The sequence below is a fragment of the Exiguobacterium sp. s123 genome (assembly GCF_018617075.1).
GTDB classification, from domain to species: Bacteria; Bacillota; Bacilli; order Exiguobacteriales; family Exiguobacteriaceae; genus Exiguobacterium; species Exiguobacterium profundum.
This window is the reverse complement of record NZ_JACSJL010000006.1, coordinates 81,932-100,765: the sequence shown is the minus strand read 5'-3', so window position 1 is coordinate 100,765 and position 18,834 is coordinate 81,932. Positions and strand designations below refer to the sequence as shown.

Annotated in this window: 15 protein-coding genes and 2 pseudogenes; 15 read left to right on the top strand and 2 right to left on the bottom strand. The window is 46.0% G+C overall.

The genetic code is table 11. The annotated features are described in order from the left end of the window. Window positions 1-27: 27 nt before the first annotated feature. From KNO72_RS11535 to KNO72_RS11525, 3 genes are all read left to right on the top strand, one after another. Window positions 28-1,320, top strand: a complete 1,293-nt coding sequence (locus KNO72_RS11535) for an ABC transporter substrate-binding protein (RefSeq protein ID WP_214758222.1) — start codon at window positions 28-30, stop codon at window positions 1,318-1,320. A gap of 175 nt (window positions 1,321-1,495) precedes the next feature. Continuing rightward, the gene (locus tag KNO72_RS11530) at window positions 1,496-2,956 is read left to right on the top strand and encodes an MDR family MFS transporter (protein ID WP_214758220.1); all 1,461 of its coding nucleotides are present in this window, start codon (window positions 1,496-1,498) and stop codon (window positions 2,954-2,956) included. A 37-nt stretch (window positions 2,957-2,993) separates the two neighbouring features. Then, window positions 2,994-4,094 (top strand): PQQ-dependent sugar dehydrogenase, encoded by a 1,101-nt coding sequence (locus KNO72_RS11525; RefSeq protein WP_214685554.1) that lies wholly within the window; start codon window positions 2,994-2,996, stop codon window positions 4,092-4,094. 131 nt (window positions 4,095-4,225) lie between these two features. On the opposite strand, the pseudogene KNO72_RS11520 reads toward KNO72_RS11525, so the two are convergent. Next, a pseudogene (locus KNO72_RS11520) lies at window positions 4,226-4,665 on the bottom strand (AAA family ATPase); the annotation flags it as partial. Between the two features lie 399 nt (window positions 4,666-5,064). Between KNO72_RS11520 and KNO72_RS11515 the strand changes: the two are divergent. Next, entirely contained in the window at window positions 5,065-5,925 is an 861-nt protein-coding gene (locus KNO72_RS11515) for an Hsp33 family molecular chaperone HslO (protein ID WP_168169831.1), read from the top strand. 59 nt (window positions 5,926-5,984) lie between these two features. Next, a complete protein-coding gene (locus tag KNO72_RS11510; RefSeq protein WP_214758218.1) occupies window positions 5,985-6,713 on the top strand; it encodes a MerR family transcriptional regulator in 729 nt (242 codons plus the stop codon). Window positions 6,714-6,896: 183 nt separating this feature from the next. On the opposite strand, the gene KNO72_RS11505 is transcribed toward KNO72_RS11510, so the two are convergent. Continuing rightward, window positions 6,897-7,469, bottom strand: coding sequence for a GNAT family N-acetyltransferase (locus tag KNO72_RS11505; RefSeq protein WP_078146328.1), 573 nt, complete (start codon window positions 7,467-7,469; stop codon window positions 6,897-6,899). Between the two features lie 92 nt (window positions 7,470-7,561). On the opposite strand from KNO72_RS11505, the gene pdxR reads away from it, so the two are divergent. From pdxR to KNO72_RS11455, 10 genes and pseudogenes are all read left to right on the top strand, one after another. Continuing rightward, a complete protein-coding gene (gene pdxR, locus KNO72_RS11500; RefSeq protein WP_371815854.1) occupies window positions 7,562-8,923 on the top strand; it encodes a MocR-like pyridoxine biosynthesis transcription factor PdxR in 1,362 nt (453 codons plus the stop codon). A 207-nt stretch (window positions 8,924-9,130) separates the two neighbouring features. After that, window positions 9,131-9,910, top strand: coding sequence for a M48 family metallopeptidase (locus KNO72_RS11495; RefSeq protein ID WP_214758216.1), 780 nt, complete (start codon window positions 9,131-9,133; stop codon window positions 9,908-9,910). Between the two features lie 205 nt (window positions 9,911-10,115). Then, a pseudogene (gene tnpB / locus KNO72_RS11490) lies at window positions 10,116-11,209 on the top strand (IS200/IS605 family element RNA-guided endonuclease TnpB). A gap of 134 nt (window positions 11,210-11,343) precedes the next feature. Further along, entirely contained in the window at window positions 11,344-11,769 is a 426-nt protein-coding gene (locus tag KNO72_RS15895; protein ID WP_214758214.1) for an ankyrin repeat domain-containing protein, read from the top strand. Between the two features lie 103 nt (window positions 11,770-11,872). Further along, window positions 11,873-13,624 carry a sensor histidine kinase gene (locus KNO72_RS11480; RefSeq protein WP_214758211.1) on the top strand — a complete coding sequence of 584 codons (1,752 nt, stop codon included), beginning with the start codon at window positions 11,873-11,875 and terminating at the stop codon, window positions 13,622-13,624. Further along, the gene (locus tag KNO72_RS11475) at window positions 13,621-14,331 is read left to right on the top strand and encodes a response regulator transcription factor (RefSeq protein ID WP_015880816.1); all 711 of its coding nucleotides are present in this window, start codon (window positions 13,621-13,623) and stop codon (window positions 14,329-14,331) included. Before KNO72_RS11480 ends, KNO72_RS11475 begins: the two co-directional genes overlap by 4 nt. 15 nt (window positions 14,332-14,346) lie before the next feature. Continuing rightward, a complete protein-coding gene (deoD, locus tag KNO72_RS11470; RefSeq protein WP_015880817.1) occupies window positions 14,347-15,060 on the top strand; it encodes a purine-nucleoside phosphorylase in 714 nt (237 codons plus the stop codon). Between the two features lie 121 nt (window positions 15,061-15,181). Then, window positions 15,182-16,327 (top strand): MFS transporter, encoded by a 1,146-nt coding sequence (locus KNO72_RS11465; RefSeq protein ID WP_214758209.1) that lies wholly within the window; start codon window positions 15,182-15,184, stop codon window positions 16,325-16,327. Window positions 16,328-16,477: 150 nt separating this feature from the next. Next, the gene (locus KNO72_RS11460) at window positions 16,478-17,863 is read left to right on the top strand and encodes an aldehyde dehydrogenase (protein WP_015880819.1); all 1,386 of its coding nucleotides are present in this window, start codon (window positions 16,478-16,480) and stop codon (window positions 17,861-17,863) included. A gap of 153 nt (window positions 17,864-18,016) precedes the next feature. After that, window positions 18,017-18,727 (top strand): Crp/Fnr family transcriptional regulator, encoded by a 711-nt coding sequence (locus KNO72_RS11455; RefSeq protein ID WP_214689166.1) that lies wholly within the window; start codon window positions 18,017-18,019, stop codon window positions 18,725-18,727. Window positions 18,728-18,834 lie beyond the last annotated feature (107 nt).

The window sequence follows — 18,834 nt, the reverse complement described above, 5'->3', positions numbered from 1 at the left end:
ATGGATAAGGTTAAGGGAGGAAATGAGATGAAACGGAAGTGGAAATTGTCTACAGCGGTCATGACGGCTGGAATGGTCTTATCACTCGCGGCTTGCGGCGGCGGATCACTCACGGACGAAGGTTCTTCTGAAGGAAATGCGGATGGCGGCGACAAAAAGGATGTCACGTTAAACGTCTTCCAATTCAAAGCGGAGATCGCGAAAGATCTTGAAGCGATGGCAAAAGAGTATGAAGAGGAGACGGGTGTGAAAGTCACGGTTCAAACCGTCGGTGGTGGAGCAGACTACGGTGCGGCCCTCAAATCACAATTCGCTTCAGGCAATGAACCAGATATCTTTAATAACGGTGGATTCACGGAAGCGCAGACATGGAAAGATAAACTCGAGGACCTCTCGAGCGAGAAGTGGGTCGGAGATTTGACAGAGGTCGCGAAAGAGCCGATGACGATGGACGGTAAACTGTACGGAATGCCAATGAACCTCGAAGGTTACGGATTCATCTATAATAAAGAACTTTTTGAAAAAGCGGGAATCAAAGAGTTACCGAAAACACTCTCTGAACTGACGGATGCTGCTGAGAAACTTGAGCAAGCGGGAATCACACCGTTCTCTGTCGGTTATGCAGAGTTCTGGATTTTAGGGATTCACTTGTTGAACATTCCAATGGCGCAACAAGACGACCCGGATGCATTTATTCAAGCGCTCAATGAGAATAAAGCGAAGTTTGAAGACAATGAACAGTTCCAAGAGTTTTTGAAATTGTTTGATTTGACGATTAAATACGGAAACAAAAACCCGTTGACGACGGACTACAATACTCAAGTCACACAGTTCGCCCAAGGAGAGACGGCAATGCTCCAACAAGGGAACTGGGCACAACAAATGATCCTCGACGTAAATCCAGATATGGAGATGGGCTTCGTCCCGATCCCGATCAATGACGATGCGGAGAAGATGGACCGTCTTCCAGTCGGCGTCCCGAACAACTGGGTCGTCAACAAAAACTCGAAGTATAAAGAAGAAGCGAAAGACTTCTTAGAGTGGATGGTGACGTCGGATACAGGGAAAGACTACATGGTCAACAAGTTCAAGTTCATCCCTGCCTTCAAGTCGATTGAAGCCAACGACCTTGGACCACTCGCAGACGATATCTTGGCGTATTCGAATGAAGGGAAGACCCTCTCTTGGAACTGGTTCAAGTATCCGGATGGTGCAGTGAATGAATATGGTGCCCTCATGCAGGCATATGTCGGTGGACAAAAAACAGGTGAAGAGATGCTACAGGACTTCACGAAAGTATGGCAAGACAAAGTGAAATAAGCATGGCACAGACGGTGAAACGACCCCTTCACCGTCTGTGTTTTTTATGTCGAGAATTCTTCTTCGATTTGACAGATGACACTTGTCAAATGGACGCGACTCGCACAAAATAAAAGACAGTTGAAGTGGTGCTCGGAACCTTCCGACGCCACTATTTTTTGGGGAGATGGAACGAATGAGAAAAAATGTGACGGTTGCCCTCTTACTGGCAACCTTTTTAGCGGCGATTGAAGGGACAGTCGTATCGGTTGCGACACCGGTCATCGCAAGTGAGTTGAACGGGGCGACGCTCGTCAGCTGGGTATTTGCTGCCTTCTTACTCTTTACGGCGGTTTCGACACCGATTTATGGAAAAGTGGCAGACTTATTCGGGCGAAAGCGCGTTCTATTGTTTGGAATCGGGTTGTTCACCGTGTCTTCATTGTTATGTGGGTTAGCGACATCGATGGAACAACTCATTGTCTTTCGGGCGCTGCAAGGTCTCGGGGCCGGAGCCGTGCTTCCGATTTCGATGACGATTATTGGAGATTTATATAAATACGAAGAGCGTGGGAAAATTCAAGGCATTCTAAGTGCGGTCTGGGGTGTATCAGGTGTGCTCGGTCCCGTTATCGGTGGATTTTTGGTCGAAACGTTGTCTTGGCGTTACGTCTTCTTACTAAACGTGCCATTTGCGTTACTCTCGTTTATCATGATTATCGTCTTTTATAAAGAAACCGTCGCTGAAACGAGCGAACGGATTGATTTGAAAGGTGCTCTTTTGTTCGCTGGAGGAACGACCGCGTTTTTATACGCCTTGATCACGTTCAGTGAAACGAATGAATGGACGACGACCATCGTCGGAAGTGGCGTGCTTAGTATTATTTTATTAGGAGGATTCTTCCTATCGGAAAGAAGAGCATCCTCTCCGTTATTGCCGTTTGATTTGCTCAAGCAACCGACGATTGCGGCTATCAACGGCTCAGTCTTCTTTGCGGCTTGGGTGCTCGTTTCGATGTCAGCTTACATCCCGATTTGGGCGCAAGCCGTATTAGGAAAAACAGCGACCGAGGCTGGATTCATGTTGATGCCGTTGTCTGTTGCATGGACATTCACATCGATTATCGGGGGACGGACACTCGGTGTGGCCTCCCCGAGACGTCGCGCGTTGGTTGGTATGGGGCTACTCGTCATCGGAACGTTCACGTTGACACTTTTATCTCAATCAAGCTCGGATTTCTGGGTTTATGGTGCGGTGGCTTTGATTGGGGTAGGGTTCGGATTGTCGCAGCCGATGTTTATCGTCGTCTTGCAAACCGTCGTTTCCTATCAGCAACGAGGAACGGCGACCGCGACCAACTCCTTCTTAAGTACGGTCGGTCAAACGCTCGGTGTAGCAGTCTTTGGAGCCGTCTTTAACTTTGTCGTACTCAATGATTTTAAAGAAAGCAGCTCCTTATCCCAAGTGTCTTTGGAAGACTTCTTCAATCAAAGTGTGACGGAGACGTTAAGCGCGTCTGTCCGTCTACAAGGTGAACAGATTATTGCGACCGGACTAAACAGTATCTTCATCGGGGCGATGATTGCGGCCGTGATTGCATTCATCATCGCAACCCGTTTGCCGGCCCGCCCACCGGAACCTTCACAGCGTTCGTAAAACAAGGGTATGATGAAGGAAAGGGAGGCGAACCGACATGAAACGTCAAATTGGGATTGTGACACTATTGTTTCTTATGGGATGTACGCCAGAACCGACGAACGAAGGTACGGAGCCACCACCTGCTGAAGAATCGACTCGTGATGAGTCGGCAACATCTGAAGAATCGAATACCACTAAAGAGACGGAACTGAACATCGGGGAAGTGACCGCCGTCGCTGAGAATCTAGAGATCCCGTGGTCACTCGCTCGAAGTGCGGATAAATGGTTCGTATCGGAACGTGGTGGGACCATCACGGTAATCGATGATTCCGGTAGCGCGACGCAATCTGACGTGAACTTGGACGAAGACGTATTTGAGATTGGTGAAGGAGGATTCCTCGGCATCGCGCTGAGCGACGATTTTGAATCGAGTGGCATCCTTTACGCATATCATACGTACGGTTCATCGGGAAGAGACGTCAAGAACCGGGTGGTAGAGTTGACGTGGGATGGAGAACGCTTCGAGGAAACTGGTGTCTTGATTGACGAGATACCAGGGGCACGTTTCCATAACGGTGGACGTCTATTAGTCGATGGAGCGTATCTTTGGGTGACGACGGGCGATGCGCTCGTGCCAGAACTTGCTCAAAATGAGTCATCTTTGGCGGGGAAGATTTTACGAATTCCATTATCGGGTGAAGGCGAACCGACCGACTGGATTTATTCGCTTGGTCATCGAAACCCTCAAGGACTCAGTCGGATGGATGATACGCTTTATGCGAGTGAGCATGGGGCGAGTGGACATGACGAGGTCAACGTGATAGAAGAAGGAAACAATTATGGATGGCCACTCATTGAGGCAAACGAGGAACGAGAAGGTCTCATCACGCCATGGTTTGAAGTTGGTGAGACGTCTTGGGCACCATCTGGAATTGCGACCGATGAACGGTACGTATACATGGTGACACTTCGGAATGAGCGGCTCGTGGCCATCGATCGTGAAACGAAGCAAGTCACGACAATTGTCGAAGGGGTAGGGCGGATTCGTGATGTGTGGTTGAACGACGATACGTTGTATTTTATTTCGAACAATACGGACGGACGAGGCAATCCGCAATCGCAAGACGACAAACTCTATCAAGTGACCATCCGCTAGAAACTGACGAATCCGTCAGTTTCTATTTTTTTCGTTGTTTTGTTACTTCTAATTATATTTTGCGTTTTATTTAAGTATTATTTTGCATGAAAAAGCTATCTCCCTCTGTGCTAGGGAGATAGCTTTTCTAATTATTTGATACCGATAACTAGGCTGTCACGTGCAGCTTCGACCACTTCTGTTGTAATTGAAGTAAGCTGATTAATTTCTAGAATTCTTTCAATTTGTGAAAATAACCTTTGAATCAGTCGAAAATTCCCGTTAGTAATTTTGATTATACTGGCCAAAGCTTCATAATCTGAGAAGTCCTCCAGCTTTATAGGTAAGCCGAGTTCTTGCCATTTATAGATCAGCAAATGGTGCGTTTCATCTTTACTTAATCGGTCAAATTCATGAGCAAATCCAATCCTGGAGTACAGTTGAGGATAACGGGACAACCGTTTTCGATGCCCGGCATGCCAATAAATATGATCGCTATGTCGTTTTGATCGTAAATATCCCGAAGTTGTTCTAAATTTTGCAGTTTTAAACGATCAATTTCATCTATTATGAGCAAGTCAATGCCCTCGAAAGAATTGACCGTAAATTGCGGCTCTTCTTCAGTAACCATAGATTGATAGATAGACTTCACCATATTTAGTTTGCTGTCTATTAAACCAATCTCGCTTGTCATTCTGGAAGCACTGACTGCAGGGGCAGTATAAAAAAGTGTATGGCAGTAGTTTTATATGGGTTATAGAAGTAAGTAATAATAGAGTAGTAGTAATTTTGAATAGAATTTTAAAAAACCAGTAACCTTAAAAAAGAAACTGGTTTTTAGAAATATAAACTCTTTTATAAAAGCTTCCAATAATCTCTCATATGTTAACTAAAAAAGAAATATTGTAAAAATGGTATTTACCCCTTGAACCTTACGTAAGGTAATGTCTTATAGTGAAACTAGCTTACTTTTGTAAAAGGAGGAATTATTGTGGAAAATACCATTGTTAAGGCATTGATCTACGAAGAGCAGATACGTTTATATTTTATTGATAATACCCAGCTGCTTCGAGACATCTTTGCCTTAAACCAGGAACTTCCTGAATCTCTTAAACTCATGTTGGGTAAAACGGTATCAGCGATGAGCATACTCTCTGGCACGCTCAAAGGGAACCAGCGCATGAGCATCCAGGTAACGTTGAGTAACCCTCACCATAAGATTTTTGCGGAAGCCGAAGCGAATGGAAATGTCAGAGGATACTTGAACGATGAACTTTTGAGATCTTCTGATACAGAAGAAAAGTCGATGCAAGATTTGATTGGACCTTCTGGGATGATCCGTGTCATAAAGGGTTCTGAGATGAATCAATTCACCAGCATTACCGATATGCCAAATCAACATATCACGGATGATATCGCCAACTATTTTGTGCAGAGTGATCAGACGCCGACCTATCTTTATTCCGACATTCAGTTGGATAATGAAGCTTCCCTTCTTTCCAGTCATGCACTGTATGCACAACTTCTTCCCGGTGCACCACCACAATTGCTTTCAGAAGTGAAAATGATTGTAAAAGCCAATCCAGATATTTTCAGTAAACTAAACGCTGAAGAAGCGAGTGACAGCGAAGAAGCGTTAACCCAGTTGTTTGAGGATGCAAAAATTATCGGCCATAGCTCCAGTCAATTTTTCTGCGGATGCAGCAAAGAAATGTTTTATGGCATGCTTTATTCCTTGAGTGAAGAGGAGATCAAACGGAGCATTGAACGAAAGGAAGACATTGAAGCTTTTTGCCATATTTGCGGGAAAACCTATACGTTTGATCAAAAGGAGATGCAGCAACTCTTCTAACTTCGAATTTCTCGTTTTTAGTTGGTGAATAGAAATGTTGTTAAATGGAGGCTAAGCGAATGAAGGAACATTGGAAAGTCGGAGAAGTTGCAGAATTGGCGGGTTTAACCATTCGAACTTTACGCTATTACGATCAAATCTGTTTATTTTCACCTTCTCAGTATACGGAGTCAGGGCATCGGCTTTACACGAAAGCAGATTTGGAACGTCTTCAGCCAATTTTGTCCTTAAAGCAGATGGGAATGTCATTAGAAGAAATACAACTTCTGTTGTCTAATCCAGAGGAACAAACCGTTGCGGAGATTTTGCAAACCCAAATTTCTCGAGTCAAAAAAGAGATAGAGGTTCAGCAAAAACTAGTAGCCGAGTTGGAAAATGCGTTATCCGCTGCACACAGCAATCGGACCCTCTCGATTTCAGAACTTACTAAATTAATGGAGGCGCTGAAAATGAATAAGGAAAAATACTTTTCGAAGCAGCAATTGGATACCATGGAAAGCCGATATGAAAATGCCGACAAACAACTTTTAGAGCAGGCAGAGCAAGAATTTAACGGTCTTATCAAGGAAATTCGTTTGGAAAAAGAAAAGGGCGCTTCTCCTTCCGATAAAAAAGTCCAAGATTTAGCGAAAAAATGGAATGACATCGTGAATGCCTTTTCCGAAGACGATAGGACTTTCCGCAAGCAAGCCGAACATTTCCACGCCGAAAACCCAGGGAACGAACTGCAATATGAAATAGATGGCGAGCTATACCAATTCATCAATAAAGCATTGAATCCTAAGTAATGTTAGAGAAAAAAGGAAGAGGAAAAGCTGGTTATAAAGCTTCTCCTCTTCCTTTTTTTTGTTGGTTTTTAGAGAACTGCTGATAATCTCGTGATATGTAAACTACTCTTTATAGGTCGCCTTATCCTTAGATTACAAACTCAAAACTGAAATAGGTCTCAAATACAGATGTGGTATAAATTATTAATCTATTAGTATCTTGTGGAAGCGTTCTTTGACTTGTGGCCAATCCTCTTTTGTCACACTGTACATGACGGTATGTCGAATTGTTCCTTCTTTGCGAATCATGTGGTTCCTTAAAATCCCTTCTTTAATGGCTCCTATTCTTTCAATGGCGCGTTGTGAACGGATGTTTTCATGACCTGTCTTGATTTGAACGCGATTCAATCCCAGTTCTTCAAAACAATACGTCAACAGTAAAAACTTGCAATTGGTGTTGATGTTCGTTCGCCAACTTTTGGGATTTAGCCAAGTTGAACCAATCTCTAATCTTTTGTGTGGCATGGAAATGTCGAGAAAACAGGTGGCCCCAATGATCTTCTTTGTCTCGATATCTACAATCACAAAAGCAAACTCTGTTCCAGCTGCTCTCTTTTTTTGAGCGTCTTGTACATATTGTTCAACGTTCCTTTTGTCCGTCAAATCCACCGACATATGTTCCCAAATTTCATGGTTATTCGCTGCCTCCCATATTCCTTCTATATGACTGATTTCCATCGGCACTAGCTTGACAACTTCATTCTCTAAGGTTTTCATTTCCCTCACTCCTTTCTATCATTACACTTCATTTCTGGTATGCTTAACATAACCAATTCGGAGTAAAATTTACATACCAAGGAGTGTTTGGAGTGGAACTGCAAGTAACGTTTCCATCGGGAACCACAAAATATATGGCCATTTATGAACACATCAAACAGCTCATTCTACAACAACAGTTAAAAGCGCATTCAAGAATGCCCTCTAAACGCGAATTAGCCAATCAATTGAATGTCAGTGTATTTACCGTACAGGAAGCATATGCCCAATTACTGAGTGAAGGTTACCTGTATTCAACAGAGAGACAAGGTTATTTTATAGGGGAGATTGAAGTCCCCTTCCAAGAAAAAGCTGCCCTTCAAAAAGAAGAATTACTGCCAACGATAAAAGAAGAGTCCATAAATTTTAGAAACGGACAAGTTGATCCAACAGAATTTCCATACAAAATTTGGAACCGCCTGTATCAAAATTTTCTGGCTCCTGCCCATATTGCGAATGGTGCTTGGCAAGGGGAACCGGAATTACGGAACGAAATTGCAAACTATTTGCGCCAATCCCGAGGATTGCATTGCCATGCAAAACAAATTTATGTTTTCAGTGGTACTCAACAACAATTAAGTTGTCTGTGTCAATTCCTCATTCCTTCTAAAGTAGGAATCGAGGAACCTGGCTTTATTCGGGCAAATGCGGTTTTTCACCAATTAAACATACCTGTTTTACCGCTAAGGTTGGATTCTGAAGGCTGTACCGTACCGAAACAGCCAGTGACACTTCTTTATACAACTCCAGCTCACCAATATCCACTTGGCACCATAATGTCGATCAACAGGCGCCTTGAGTTGTTGACATGGGCAAAAGCATCTTCCAGTTACATCGTGGAAGATGATTATGATTCGGAATTCCGTTACCGAGGAGCCTCCATTCCAACGTTGGCTCATTTAGACTCTTTAAATCAAGTTATTTATTTTGGTACGTTCTCAAAAACCTTACTGCCTTCTATTCGAATCAGTTATCTTGTCCTCCCCTTATCTTTAGTGAAAGAATATGAAGCATTCAATGCACTGCAGAAATCCACTGTTTCCAAAATCGATCAGTTAGTTGTTGCAGAATTCATTAAGACAGGTAGATATGAGAAGCACATCGCCAAAATGCGAACCCTTTATCGCTCAAAGAGAAAGTGCTTGATTGAAGCGATAGATGAATTTTTAGGAGAAGATTTTTCTGTTAGAGGAGATGAGGCTGGATTGCATATCATTGTCCAATTACCTGCCTTCTTAACGGAACGAGAAGCAATTGCAAGGGCGCATTCGCTTGGCATTGCAGTTGATGCCGTATCCCATATGTATCAAGAAACCAAATCCACCGACCGAGTGATCATCGGATACGGGGCTTTGAGTGTTGGAGAAATTCGGAAGGGCATTCAATCGCTTGCATCGGTCTGGAAAAGTCCCTAAGTTAAAGTCTTAAGAATAGGTTTCATATCTATCAAGCGTTCGTAAATGTGTCAAATCATTTTACGAACGTTCGTCACCTAACACACACTTTTAAGTGCAAGATGACGGTTAAAATCATCGCAAAATAACAGTAGAAGTAACACGTTGTTTCTTCTGGAAGGAACGGTATAATTAAACATGTATTTTGGAAAAAGAAGGGGAATTTAGATGAATCATTCAAACTTGGTACATAAACGAGAAAATTTATACTTCTCATTATTAGTCGCAGCAAGCGTACTCGTCTTGATTTTAGGAATCGTACTGACGATTGCATCGTTCGGTCTTTTCTTGTGGATCATCGGGACGATCGTAGCACTCTCAATGTTTACGCACTGGATTCAGATCGGGTATATTCGGACGAACGGTGTCAAGGTGACGCCTCGTCAGTTCACAGAGCTTCATGAGCTGGTTCAACGCGTCGGGGCTGAGATGGGGATTCGGTTGTTGCCAGATGTGTATATTTTACAGGCCGGTGGTGTGTTAAATGCTTTCGCCACGCGATTCTTCCAAAAGAATATGGTCATCTTATATTCTGATGTCGTGGAATTGACACGTACTGGACAGACGAAAGAAGTCGAGTTTGTCATCGCACATGAATTGGCACATATTCGTCGGAACCACGTTCAAAAACAATGGGTTGTCTTACTTGGTAGCATCATTCCGTTTTTAGGATCCGCTTATTCGCGTGCATGTGAGTATACGTGTGACCGGATGGCGGCGCATTATCTTCAAGATTTTGGAGCGGCGAAACAAGCGTTGACCGTACTTGCGATCGGGGGACCGCTCGCGAAAGAAGTGAATGAGTTTGACTATCTGTATGAAGCGAGCCGAGAGAACGGATTCATCGCGAAATATAGTGAACTGTTGTCGACGCATCCGACGTTACCGAAACGCATCGCAGCGATTGCGACACATGCGGGCGAAGAAAACGTACCGGTCTTTAACTAAATCAGGCGAGAATTCTCCCTCCTCTAAGCGTCTCGGGGTGTGGCCCAGCGTAGGTGGGAGATGAATCGCCCGGTCCAAAACTCTTCTCCCCCTGTGACAGATGTGACGAACAAAGGTTCGTGATTCCGTCAGATTCTTCCTCTCCCTCCGCGGGTATCGGATGAGGAGGACACATCACGATCTTCGAAAGGGAGGAGGGACGGACATGCTGAAAGGCTACAAATATAGGCTCCACCCGACGCCGGCACAGGCCGAGTTTCTCATCAAGACGATCGGCTGCGCCCGGTTCATCTACAACAAGCTGCTCGAGGACCGCATCGCCATCCGCAAGGAGGCGAAAACGGGGAACGGGACGAGACGAGACGGAAACCGGCGACACCCGCATCCTACAAGCCCCTGTTCCCGTTCCTCGCCGAGGCGGACAGCCTCGCGCTCGCGAACGCGAAGTTGAACCTCGACACCGCGTTCGCGAAGTTCTTCGCTGGGACGGCCGGCTTCCCGGCCTTCAAATCGAGACGGCGGTCGCGCGCCTCCTACACGACGAACAACCAGCACGGCACGATCCGCATCGAGGCGGGCAAGGTCCGGCTGCCGAAGGTCGGGTTCGTGCGGTTCACCCAACATCGTCCGTTCGAGGGCGTCATCCGGTCGGCGACGGTTTCGATGACGAGGACGGGCAAGTTCTTCATCTCCCTCCTCGTCGAACAGGAGGATGAACCATGGATCCCAGCCAAGAACAAGGTCGGGATTGATCTCGGCCTGGAGCACTTCGCCGTCATGACGAACGACGCGATGGTCTCGGAGAAGATTGACAACCCCCGACTCCTCCGGAAGTCCGAAGCGAAGGTCAAGAAGGCACAGCGAGCTTTGTCACGCAAGAAGATCGGAAGCAAGAATCGTGAAAAAGCCAAATTACTTCTGGCAAAGAAACACGAAAAGATCGCCAACCAACGCCAGGACTTCCTTCACAACCTGTCGAGACGGATCGTTGACGAGAACCAAGTCATCGTCGTGGAGACATTGACATCGAAGGACATGATGAAGAACCACAAGGTCGCCAAATCGATCGCAGATGTCAGTTGGTACGAGTTCGTCCGACAGTTGGAATACAAATGTACCTTCTACGGACGGACGCTCATCAAGGCAGACCCCTGGTTCGCATCGACCCAAATCTGTTCCACTTGCGGAGCAAAAGGCGAGAAGAAGACGATGGATGTCCGTGAATGGACGTGTGCCTGTGGCGCGCATCATGACCGTGACATCAACGCAAGCCTCAACCTATTGATGTTGGCCGACTGACAACCATTCAGGGCAGGGACTGCCCGACGAGCTTGGTAAACAATCGTGGCTGGTAAGAGCACGGTCTTCCCAAGAAGCTCCCACTTCAATTTGTGAAGCAAATAAGTGGTGAGTAGTTCACAACAGCGGGATATGTGAAAGCATCTATCATTTCGATGATTCTATTGACTGTCATCGGAAACGGAGCCATCATCGCCTTACTCGTCATGAACGATGATTTATCTGATTTTGTCGCATCGGCCATGAGCGAGGATTTCGAAGAGGATTGGGAAATGGAATTAGGGGAGCCGATTCAAGAATTGACATTCATGAATGCGAGTTATGAAGAAATTGAAGCGGAATTGGCAAACGTGACGGACGTGAACATTCAAGACGAATATGGGGAAACACCACTCCATAACTTGTTCTATAATGACGACATCGATCCTGAGACGGTCCGTCTCTTACTTGATCACGGTGCAGACGTGACCATCGAGAACGAAGAGGGGATGACACCGATTGATGTAGCACGAGAAATGGGACACGGACCACAACTCATTGATTTAATGGAAACCTATTAATTATCGCTGAATTCTTGTTTCGAAAGAAATTAGGATTCTTTTTTATGATTGTTGCAAACGTTTGCATAACACGTGATATACTCATGAGGTAGGGGGGATAGCGGTGAATAGCATTCGGACAAAGTTAACGGGAATGATTGCATTGACCATCATCGTGCCGGTCATTATTGCGACAATCATTTCATTTTGGTATGTGGAGGATCGAGAACGTGAACGCGGTCTAGAAATGACGGAATGGTCGCTTGAACGGGGAACACGTCAGATGGAACGCTATATCTCTGACTTGAGTCGCTTGCCGACGAGCCTATACGCGGATCGTGACGTATTGGACATATTGGAATACGGACCGGGCCTGTCGTTGAGAGAAACGGAGATTGAAGTGCGACGAGCGCTCCTCGCGATGTATTTGTCCCGGGAAGACGTAGCGCAAATTCAGCTGTTGATGCTTGAAGACATGGATTCATTCGCAGCGTATAAAATGAAAGTATCGCCACGTTCCAAAAAAGAGCCGAGCGCTGTCCAACGACAGTTGTTGAATAATCCGAAAAGTCGTGTCCTGCTTGAAGCGTCACATCCGCTCATTCCGTATCATGATTTCGGACCAATCATGACGCAAGAAGATGTCGTCACCCTCCATTTCAGACTCGACAAAATTGAAACGAACGAACCGCTCGCGATTCTGTCGCTCGATATTCCGGAAGATTTGTTCATCGGACAGTTGGCTTCTCTTCAAAATAGTCCGGAGGAAAGTCTATGGTTCGTTGGTGAGGACAATCGTGTGTTCGCCCATCTTGGAGATGGCGAGATTCCTTCTTCGTTTCAACCGAGGTCGCTCTCGACCGATGGAAAACATCATCAAATCACGAAAACGTTTGAGTTCGACCATCAGCAATTCTATGTCGGGAAGTCGATTCCAGATCAGCTCTTGACGGAGCCGGCTTCACGAACATCGTTCATTATTTTGTTAGTCGGAATCATCTCCCTCGTTTTGGCATTGATCGGCGCCACGTACGCCTCGATGAAACTGACGACTCCAATCAAGACGTTGACCTCGAACATTTGGCGAATTGAGCAAGGCGATATGACGGTCTCGTTCGATTCCCTTGGAAATGATGAGTTCGGCGTACTCGGGAGACAGTTCAAGCGGATGATTGAGCGAATCGATGATCTGATTCAACGGGAGTATAAGCTTGCCTTAGAGAACCGAACGAATGAACTACGTGCCTTACAGGCGCAGACCAATCCGCATTTCTTATTCAATGCGTTACAGTCGATTGGCACACTCGCTTTAAAGGGAGATGGCAAAACCGTCTATCGATTGATCACACAACTCTCTTCGATGATGCGATATACGATGCATCCAGAAGAGTCGATGGTCACGCTAAAGAGAGAAATCGAGCATTTGAACTCATACATTCGCCTGCAAGACGTACGTTTTCCAAATCAGTTTCAAGTGAGCGTCTCAGTCCCTGAGGACCTTCATGAACTGATTGTTCCTAAGATGATTTTACAGCCGCTCGCAGAGAACTTTTTCAAACATGGGTTCGAGCGAGACGGCTCGGCGTTGGCGAATCGATTTGACGTGATGGTCTGGATGGAAGGGGCGACACTCGTGATTCGCTGTGAGAATAGTGGACGTTCTTTGACGACGGAAGAGTGGGAACGGGTCATGTCACGTATTGAACAAGGGGACTCGACATTTTATGACACAGAGGGTACAGGATTACGAAACATTCGTGATCGACTCATGTTAAACTATAATCGGGAGGCAGAATTTATGTTGGCTACACCTGAAACAGGCGGTTTTCGAATCATGATGCGTTTCCCGGCAACGGATGAAGGGGTGGCATCATGACGAAAGTGTTGATTGTAGATGATGAATCTCCGGTAAGGGAAGCGGTAAAATTACTCGGCGAATGGGAACGGTTCGGTGTGAAGGCCGTACTCGAGGCGAAGAACGGGCTTGAGGCAAAGGCGCTCATCGAGCAGGAACGACCGGCTTTAATTCTATCGGATATTCAAATGCCACATTGTGATGGAATCGAGCTGATGGAGTGGGTACACGACCACGCTTCATTCTCTAAGCTCGTTGTGTTGACAGGTTACGATGAGTATTCGTACATGCGTCGGGCCATCCAATACGGAAGCTTTGATTATCTGTTAAAGCCGATCGACCCCGATGTATTAAACGATACGTTGTCACGCGCGTTAGCGGACGTGGTGAAGGAGTCGAGTGAAGATCCGATTGCCCAAATCGGGACGTATATTGAACAACACTTTGCGGAAGAACTGAGTTTGCAAGGAATGAGTGAACGGTTTTACTTAAGTCGGGAGTATATCTCACGACGATTTAAACAACAATATGGCGTGAATCTATCTGAGTACGTGTTGACGATTCGGATGAACGAAGCAAAGCGCCTGTTAGAAACGAGTAGACAGCGTATCTATGAAGTCGCCCAAGCAGTCGGCTTTTCGGACGACAAATATTTCCGAAAGGTCTTTAAAAAACAAGTCGGTGTTACTCCGAACGAATTTCGGGAACAAGTTCAACGACAAGCTTAAAGGAGGAATTCAAACATGAGTGTACACATTGGAGCTCAAGAAGGACAAATTGCAGAAACGGTATTACTTCCAGGGGATCCGCTTCGCGCCAAGTATATCGCGGAAACGTTTTTAGAAGACGTCGAATTATATAACGAAGTTCGTGGCATGTACGGCTTCACGGGAACATACAAAGGCAAACGGATCTCGGTTCAAGGTACGGGGATGGGTGTCCCATCGATGTCGATTTACGTGAATGAACTCATCATGTCGTACGGTGCTAAAAACTTGATCCGTGTCGGAACGGCGGGCGGAATTCAAGAAGATGTTAAAGTGCGTGACGTTGTTATCGCGATGAGCGCATCAAGTGAAATGGGACAAAACCGTGTCCGTTTCAACGGCATGGACTATGCGCCAACAGCGACGTTCGACCTCCTACATCGTGCGTATATGAATGCAGAGAAGGCGGGTATCCCGGTCAAAGTCGGACAAATTTTCACGGCCGACCAATTCTATCAAGATGATTTCCATCACTTCAAGAAATGGGCGGACTTCGGTTGCCTCGCGATCGAGATGGAAGCAGCAGGTCTTTACACGCTTGCAGCGAAACACAAAGTGAACGCGTTGACGATCCTCACGATCTCTGACCACTTGTTGACGGGTGAAGAGACGACTTCAGAAGAGCGTCAATCGACGTTCGATGAAATGATTCGTGTCGCTCTCGACACAGCCGTCGAAGTGACAAACTAAGCGATTTTCCCTATAGCCTCTGGCTGTAGGGATTTTTTGTGTCTAAACCCATTCATCCCTATGAAACGGTTGGAGCTCCAGCTAGACTAAGAATAAGATCACGGGAAAGAGGAATTGTCCGATGAAAACTCCACCACGTTTTATATTATATGCCATCGTATTTTTTGCCTTTTTTGATTTGTTCGCCCAACTTCCGATCATGAGCACGTTTGCGGTATCCGTTGGCGCATCTTCGTTTATCGCTGGCTTGTCCATTGCGATCTATTCGTTGACGAACACGTTTGGAAATATGTTATCCGGTATATGGACTGACAGGAGTGGTCCGTATCGGGTTTTGGTTCTCGGCTTGTTTCTGACGAGCTTCAGTTTACTGGCTTATCAATTCGTCGACTCAGCATCCACGTTGCTGTTTGTACGGTGTGTTCACGGCTTTATGGCCGGGCTCATCGTCCCAGCTGCATTTACGCTGTCGGCGAACGTCACCGCGATGAACCGTCAAGGTAAGAAAGTCGCCATTACCGGTAGTTTCGTCGGGTTAGCTGCCATCATCGGCCCAGCGTTCAGCGGGATCGTCGCTAGCATCACATCGCCACCGACTGTCTTTTTATTCGTCTCTTTATTTGGTTGGGTGATTCTCGTCGTGACGATTGTGACGATGCGAGGAAGTCAAACGGTCGAGACAATAATAGAAAAAGAGAGGACACAGGAAAAGCCGGATCCGAAAGTCATTCGGGCCTATTGGGGTGCTTTCTTCCTCATGTTTTCTCAAGGGGCACTCGCCTTTTTACTACCGCTCCACGTACAGGAACTTGGATACGATTCAAGGTTGAGCGGGACGCTACTTAGTATGTTCGGCGTGGTCGCCGTCCTGTTCTTTTTATTACCGACGAATCGATTGTTCGATCGATTCTCGCCAACAAAGTTGACCGCACTTGGGGTGGCCATCATCGGGACGAGCCAGGTGTTAATTGGACAATCTGGTGTAGAAACAAGCCTATATGGGGTACTTGCCTTATATGGTATCGGGTTTGCGATTTTATTCCCGGCCATCAATACGTTGTTGATTCAATCGACCTCTCCACAAAATCGAGGAAAAGCATACGGGGCATTTTATGCTTTTTTCTCTCTCGGAACGGTAGCGGGGTCATCATTTTTAAGTATTCTTCCACTATCAATCGTTCAGCAGTTCACACTGACCGGCTTGATTTTAGGGAGCGCAAGTCTGCTCTTTCTCATCAGTGCGCGAAAAAGAGTACGGATGTTTTGACACGAAGGAAGCAATCGATTACTCTATGATTAAACGTTTAAACATTTAAACGCTTTGTATGTAGTGAATCGATGAAAGCGTTTTTTTAGATTCGCTTTCCACGCGATGATACAATGAAATCAATGTGATGAATCATAAGGAGGAAAGTTCATGCTGGCACCGATTGAACAGTTGACGATTGACGAGTTAGTCCAAAAACAGCGCCGCTTCTTTAAAACACAGGCGACAAAATCGATGGCATTTCGTTTGAGCATGCTGACGTTTTTAAAGGAGTCCATCAAGCATTATGAAGCGGATTTGCTAGAGGCGCTTCGCGAAGATTTGAACAAGTCCGAACTGGATGCATACACGACGGAAATCGGATTTATTTACGACGAGATTTCACGAACGACGCGTGAATTGAAGCGGTGGATGCGTCCGAAGCGTGTCCGTGGAACGGCCATCCATCTTGGAATGAAGAGTGAGATTCAATATGAGCCGTACGGTACGGTGTTGATCATCGCTCCGTGGAACTATCCATTCCAATTGGCTGTTGCGCCGCTTATCGGTGCGATTGCGGCCGGGAATACAGCCGTTGTCAAACCTTCAGAATTGACGCCGAATGTGGCGCGTGTCCTGACACAGGTGCTCGAGCGTGCCTTCACCGATCGATATGTGGCAAGTGTCGAAGGGGATAAAGACACAGCGCAAGAACTGTTGGCACAAAAATGGGACTATATCTTCTTCACGGGATCGACGCAAGTCGGTCGAATCGTCAATCAGGCGGCAGCGAAGCATCTGACACCAGTCACGCTCGAACTAGGTGGGAAATCACCAGTCATCGTTCACGGAGATGCGAACGTCTCCATTGCGGCAAAACGTGTCGCCTGGGGGAAATGGATGAACGCCGGTCAAACATGTGTCGCACCAGACTATGTACTCGTCCACGAATCGCAACAAGACGCATTTTTAGAAGCGATTAAACAAGAGGCGTTTGCGATGTTTGGGAATGGTGTCGGCACGAAACGATACACGCGCATCGTCAATGAATCGCACTTCGACCGTTTGTCTCACTATTTGACAGAAGGGGACCTTGTGTTCGGTGGAGAGACGAACCGAGATGAGCTTAAAATTGCGCCGACCGTCATGACGAATCTTCATGAAGATGCTGATGTGATGAAAGATGAGATTTTCGGTCCGATTTTACCAGTCATTCCATATCGTCAATTGGACGAAGTGATCGAGTTCATCTCGGACCGACCACACCCATTGGCGCTCTATCTCTTTACTGAGTCGAAGGACGTGGAGAGAACCGTCATGAAGCACCTTTCCTTTGGTGGCGGGTGCGTGAACGATGTCATCATGCATTTGACGAACCCGAATCTACCGTTCGGTGGAGTGGGCGAGAGCGGAATGGGAGCTTATCATGGGCGAACGAGTTTTGAGACGTTCAGTCATGCGAAGTCTATTTTAAAGAATACGACGAAATTTGATTTACCGGTCCGGTATCCGAACTTCAAACCGGCTGAACAATTGATTCGACTGATTCAACGATGAATCGATCAAGAGATTCGGGGTCACACCCGAATCTTTTTATTTTCAAAAGATTGTTTGAAATGTCACATACTTTTATGATACTCCCTGTCACACTCCTGTATAATAAAGTCATAAATGGAACGGACGAATGAAACGTGGAGGGAGCACCGACCTATGTCAATGCAATGTGGAACGACCCAACCGAACAGTTTTGTATTCTCAGACGAAACGAAACAGCTGTTACTCGAAATGATGACGCTTCAACATCACCCAAAAGCGAGTATCGTGTGTTGGGAAGGTGAAAAGTGTGATAAGTTCTTTTACTTGAAGAGTGGTTCTGTCAAATTCACGAAAATCACGAAAAAGGGAAATCCACTCGTCATGTTCATGTATGGATCGGATGATTTCTTTGGTGAGTTTGACATCGTGGAGACATTCCCTAGTTCGTATAGCATCGAAACGACCGAAGAGAGTACCATCGGGACGATTTCAAAACGAGAGCTAGAGTCGCTCATGCAGCGCGATATCCGTTTTGCCGGAGAAATCTTGCGCTGGACATCGATGATGCGTAAGCACTCCGAGATGAAAGTGCGTGACTTATTGTTGTACGGAAAACCTGGGGCATTGGCTTCGACGTTTCTTCGAATGGCCGCGATGCATGGAGTGGAGGAAGAAGATGCAATCGTGATTCCTCGTCATCCGTCTGACGGAGAACTCGGACAGTTGATTGGTGCACCGCGTGAGACGGTGAATCGGTTGATCAGTCAGTGGCGAAAAGAAGGGGTCATCAGCACAACAACGAAATCAATCATCATTCGCGATGTCGACTTTTTAAAAGAGCTGTGCCATTGCGAAGGCTGCCCGGCAGGAATATGTCGTTTATAAACCGCCCCATGTGGAGGCGGTTTTTTTTGTGGATTGGTTTTGTACAAATGTGAACTTTATGTGTTGAAACTACGCAAAATTGATGTGATTGTCACTTTTTGAGTGAT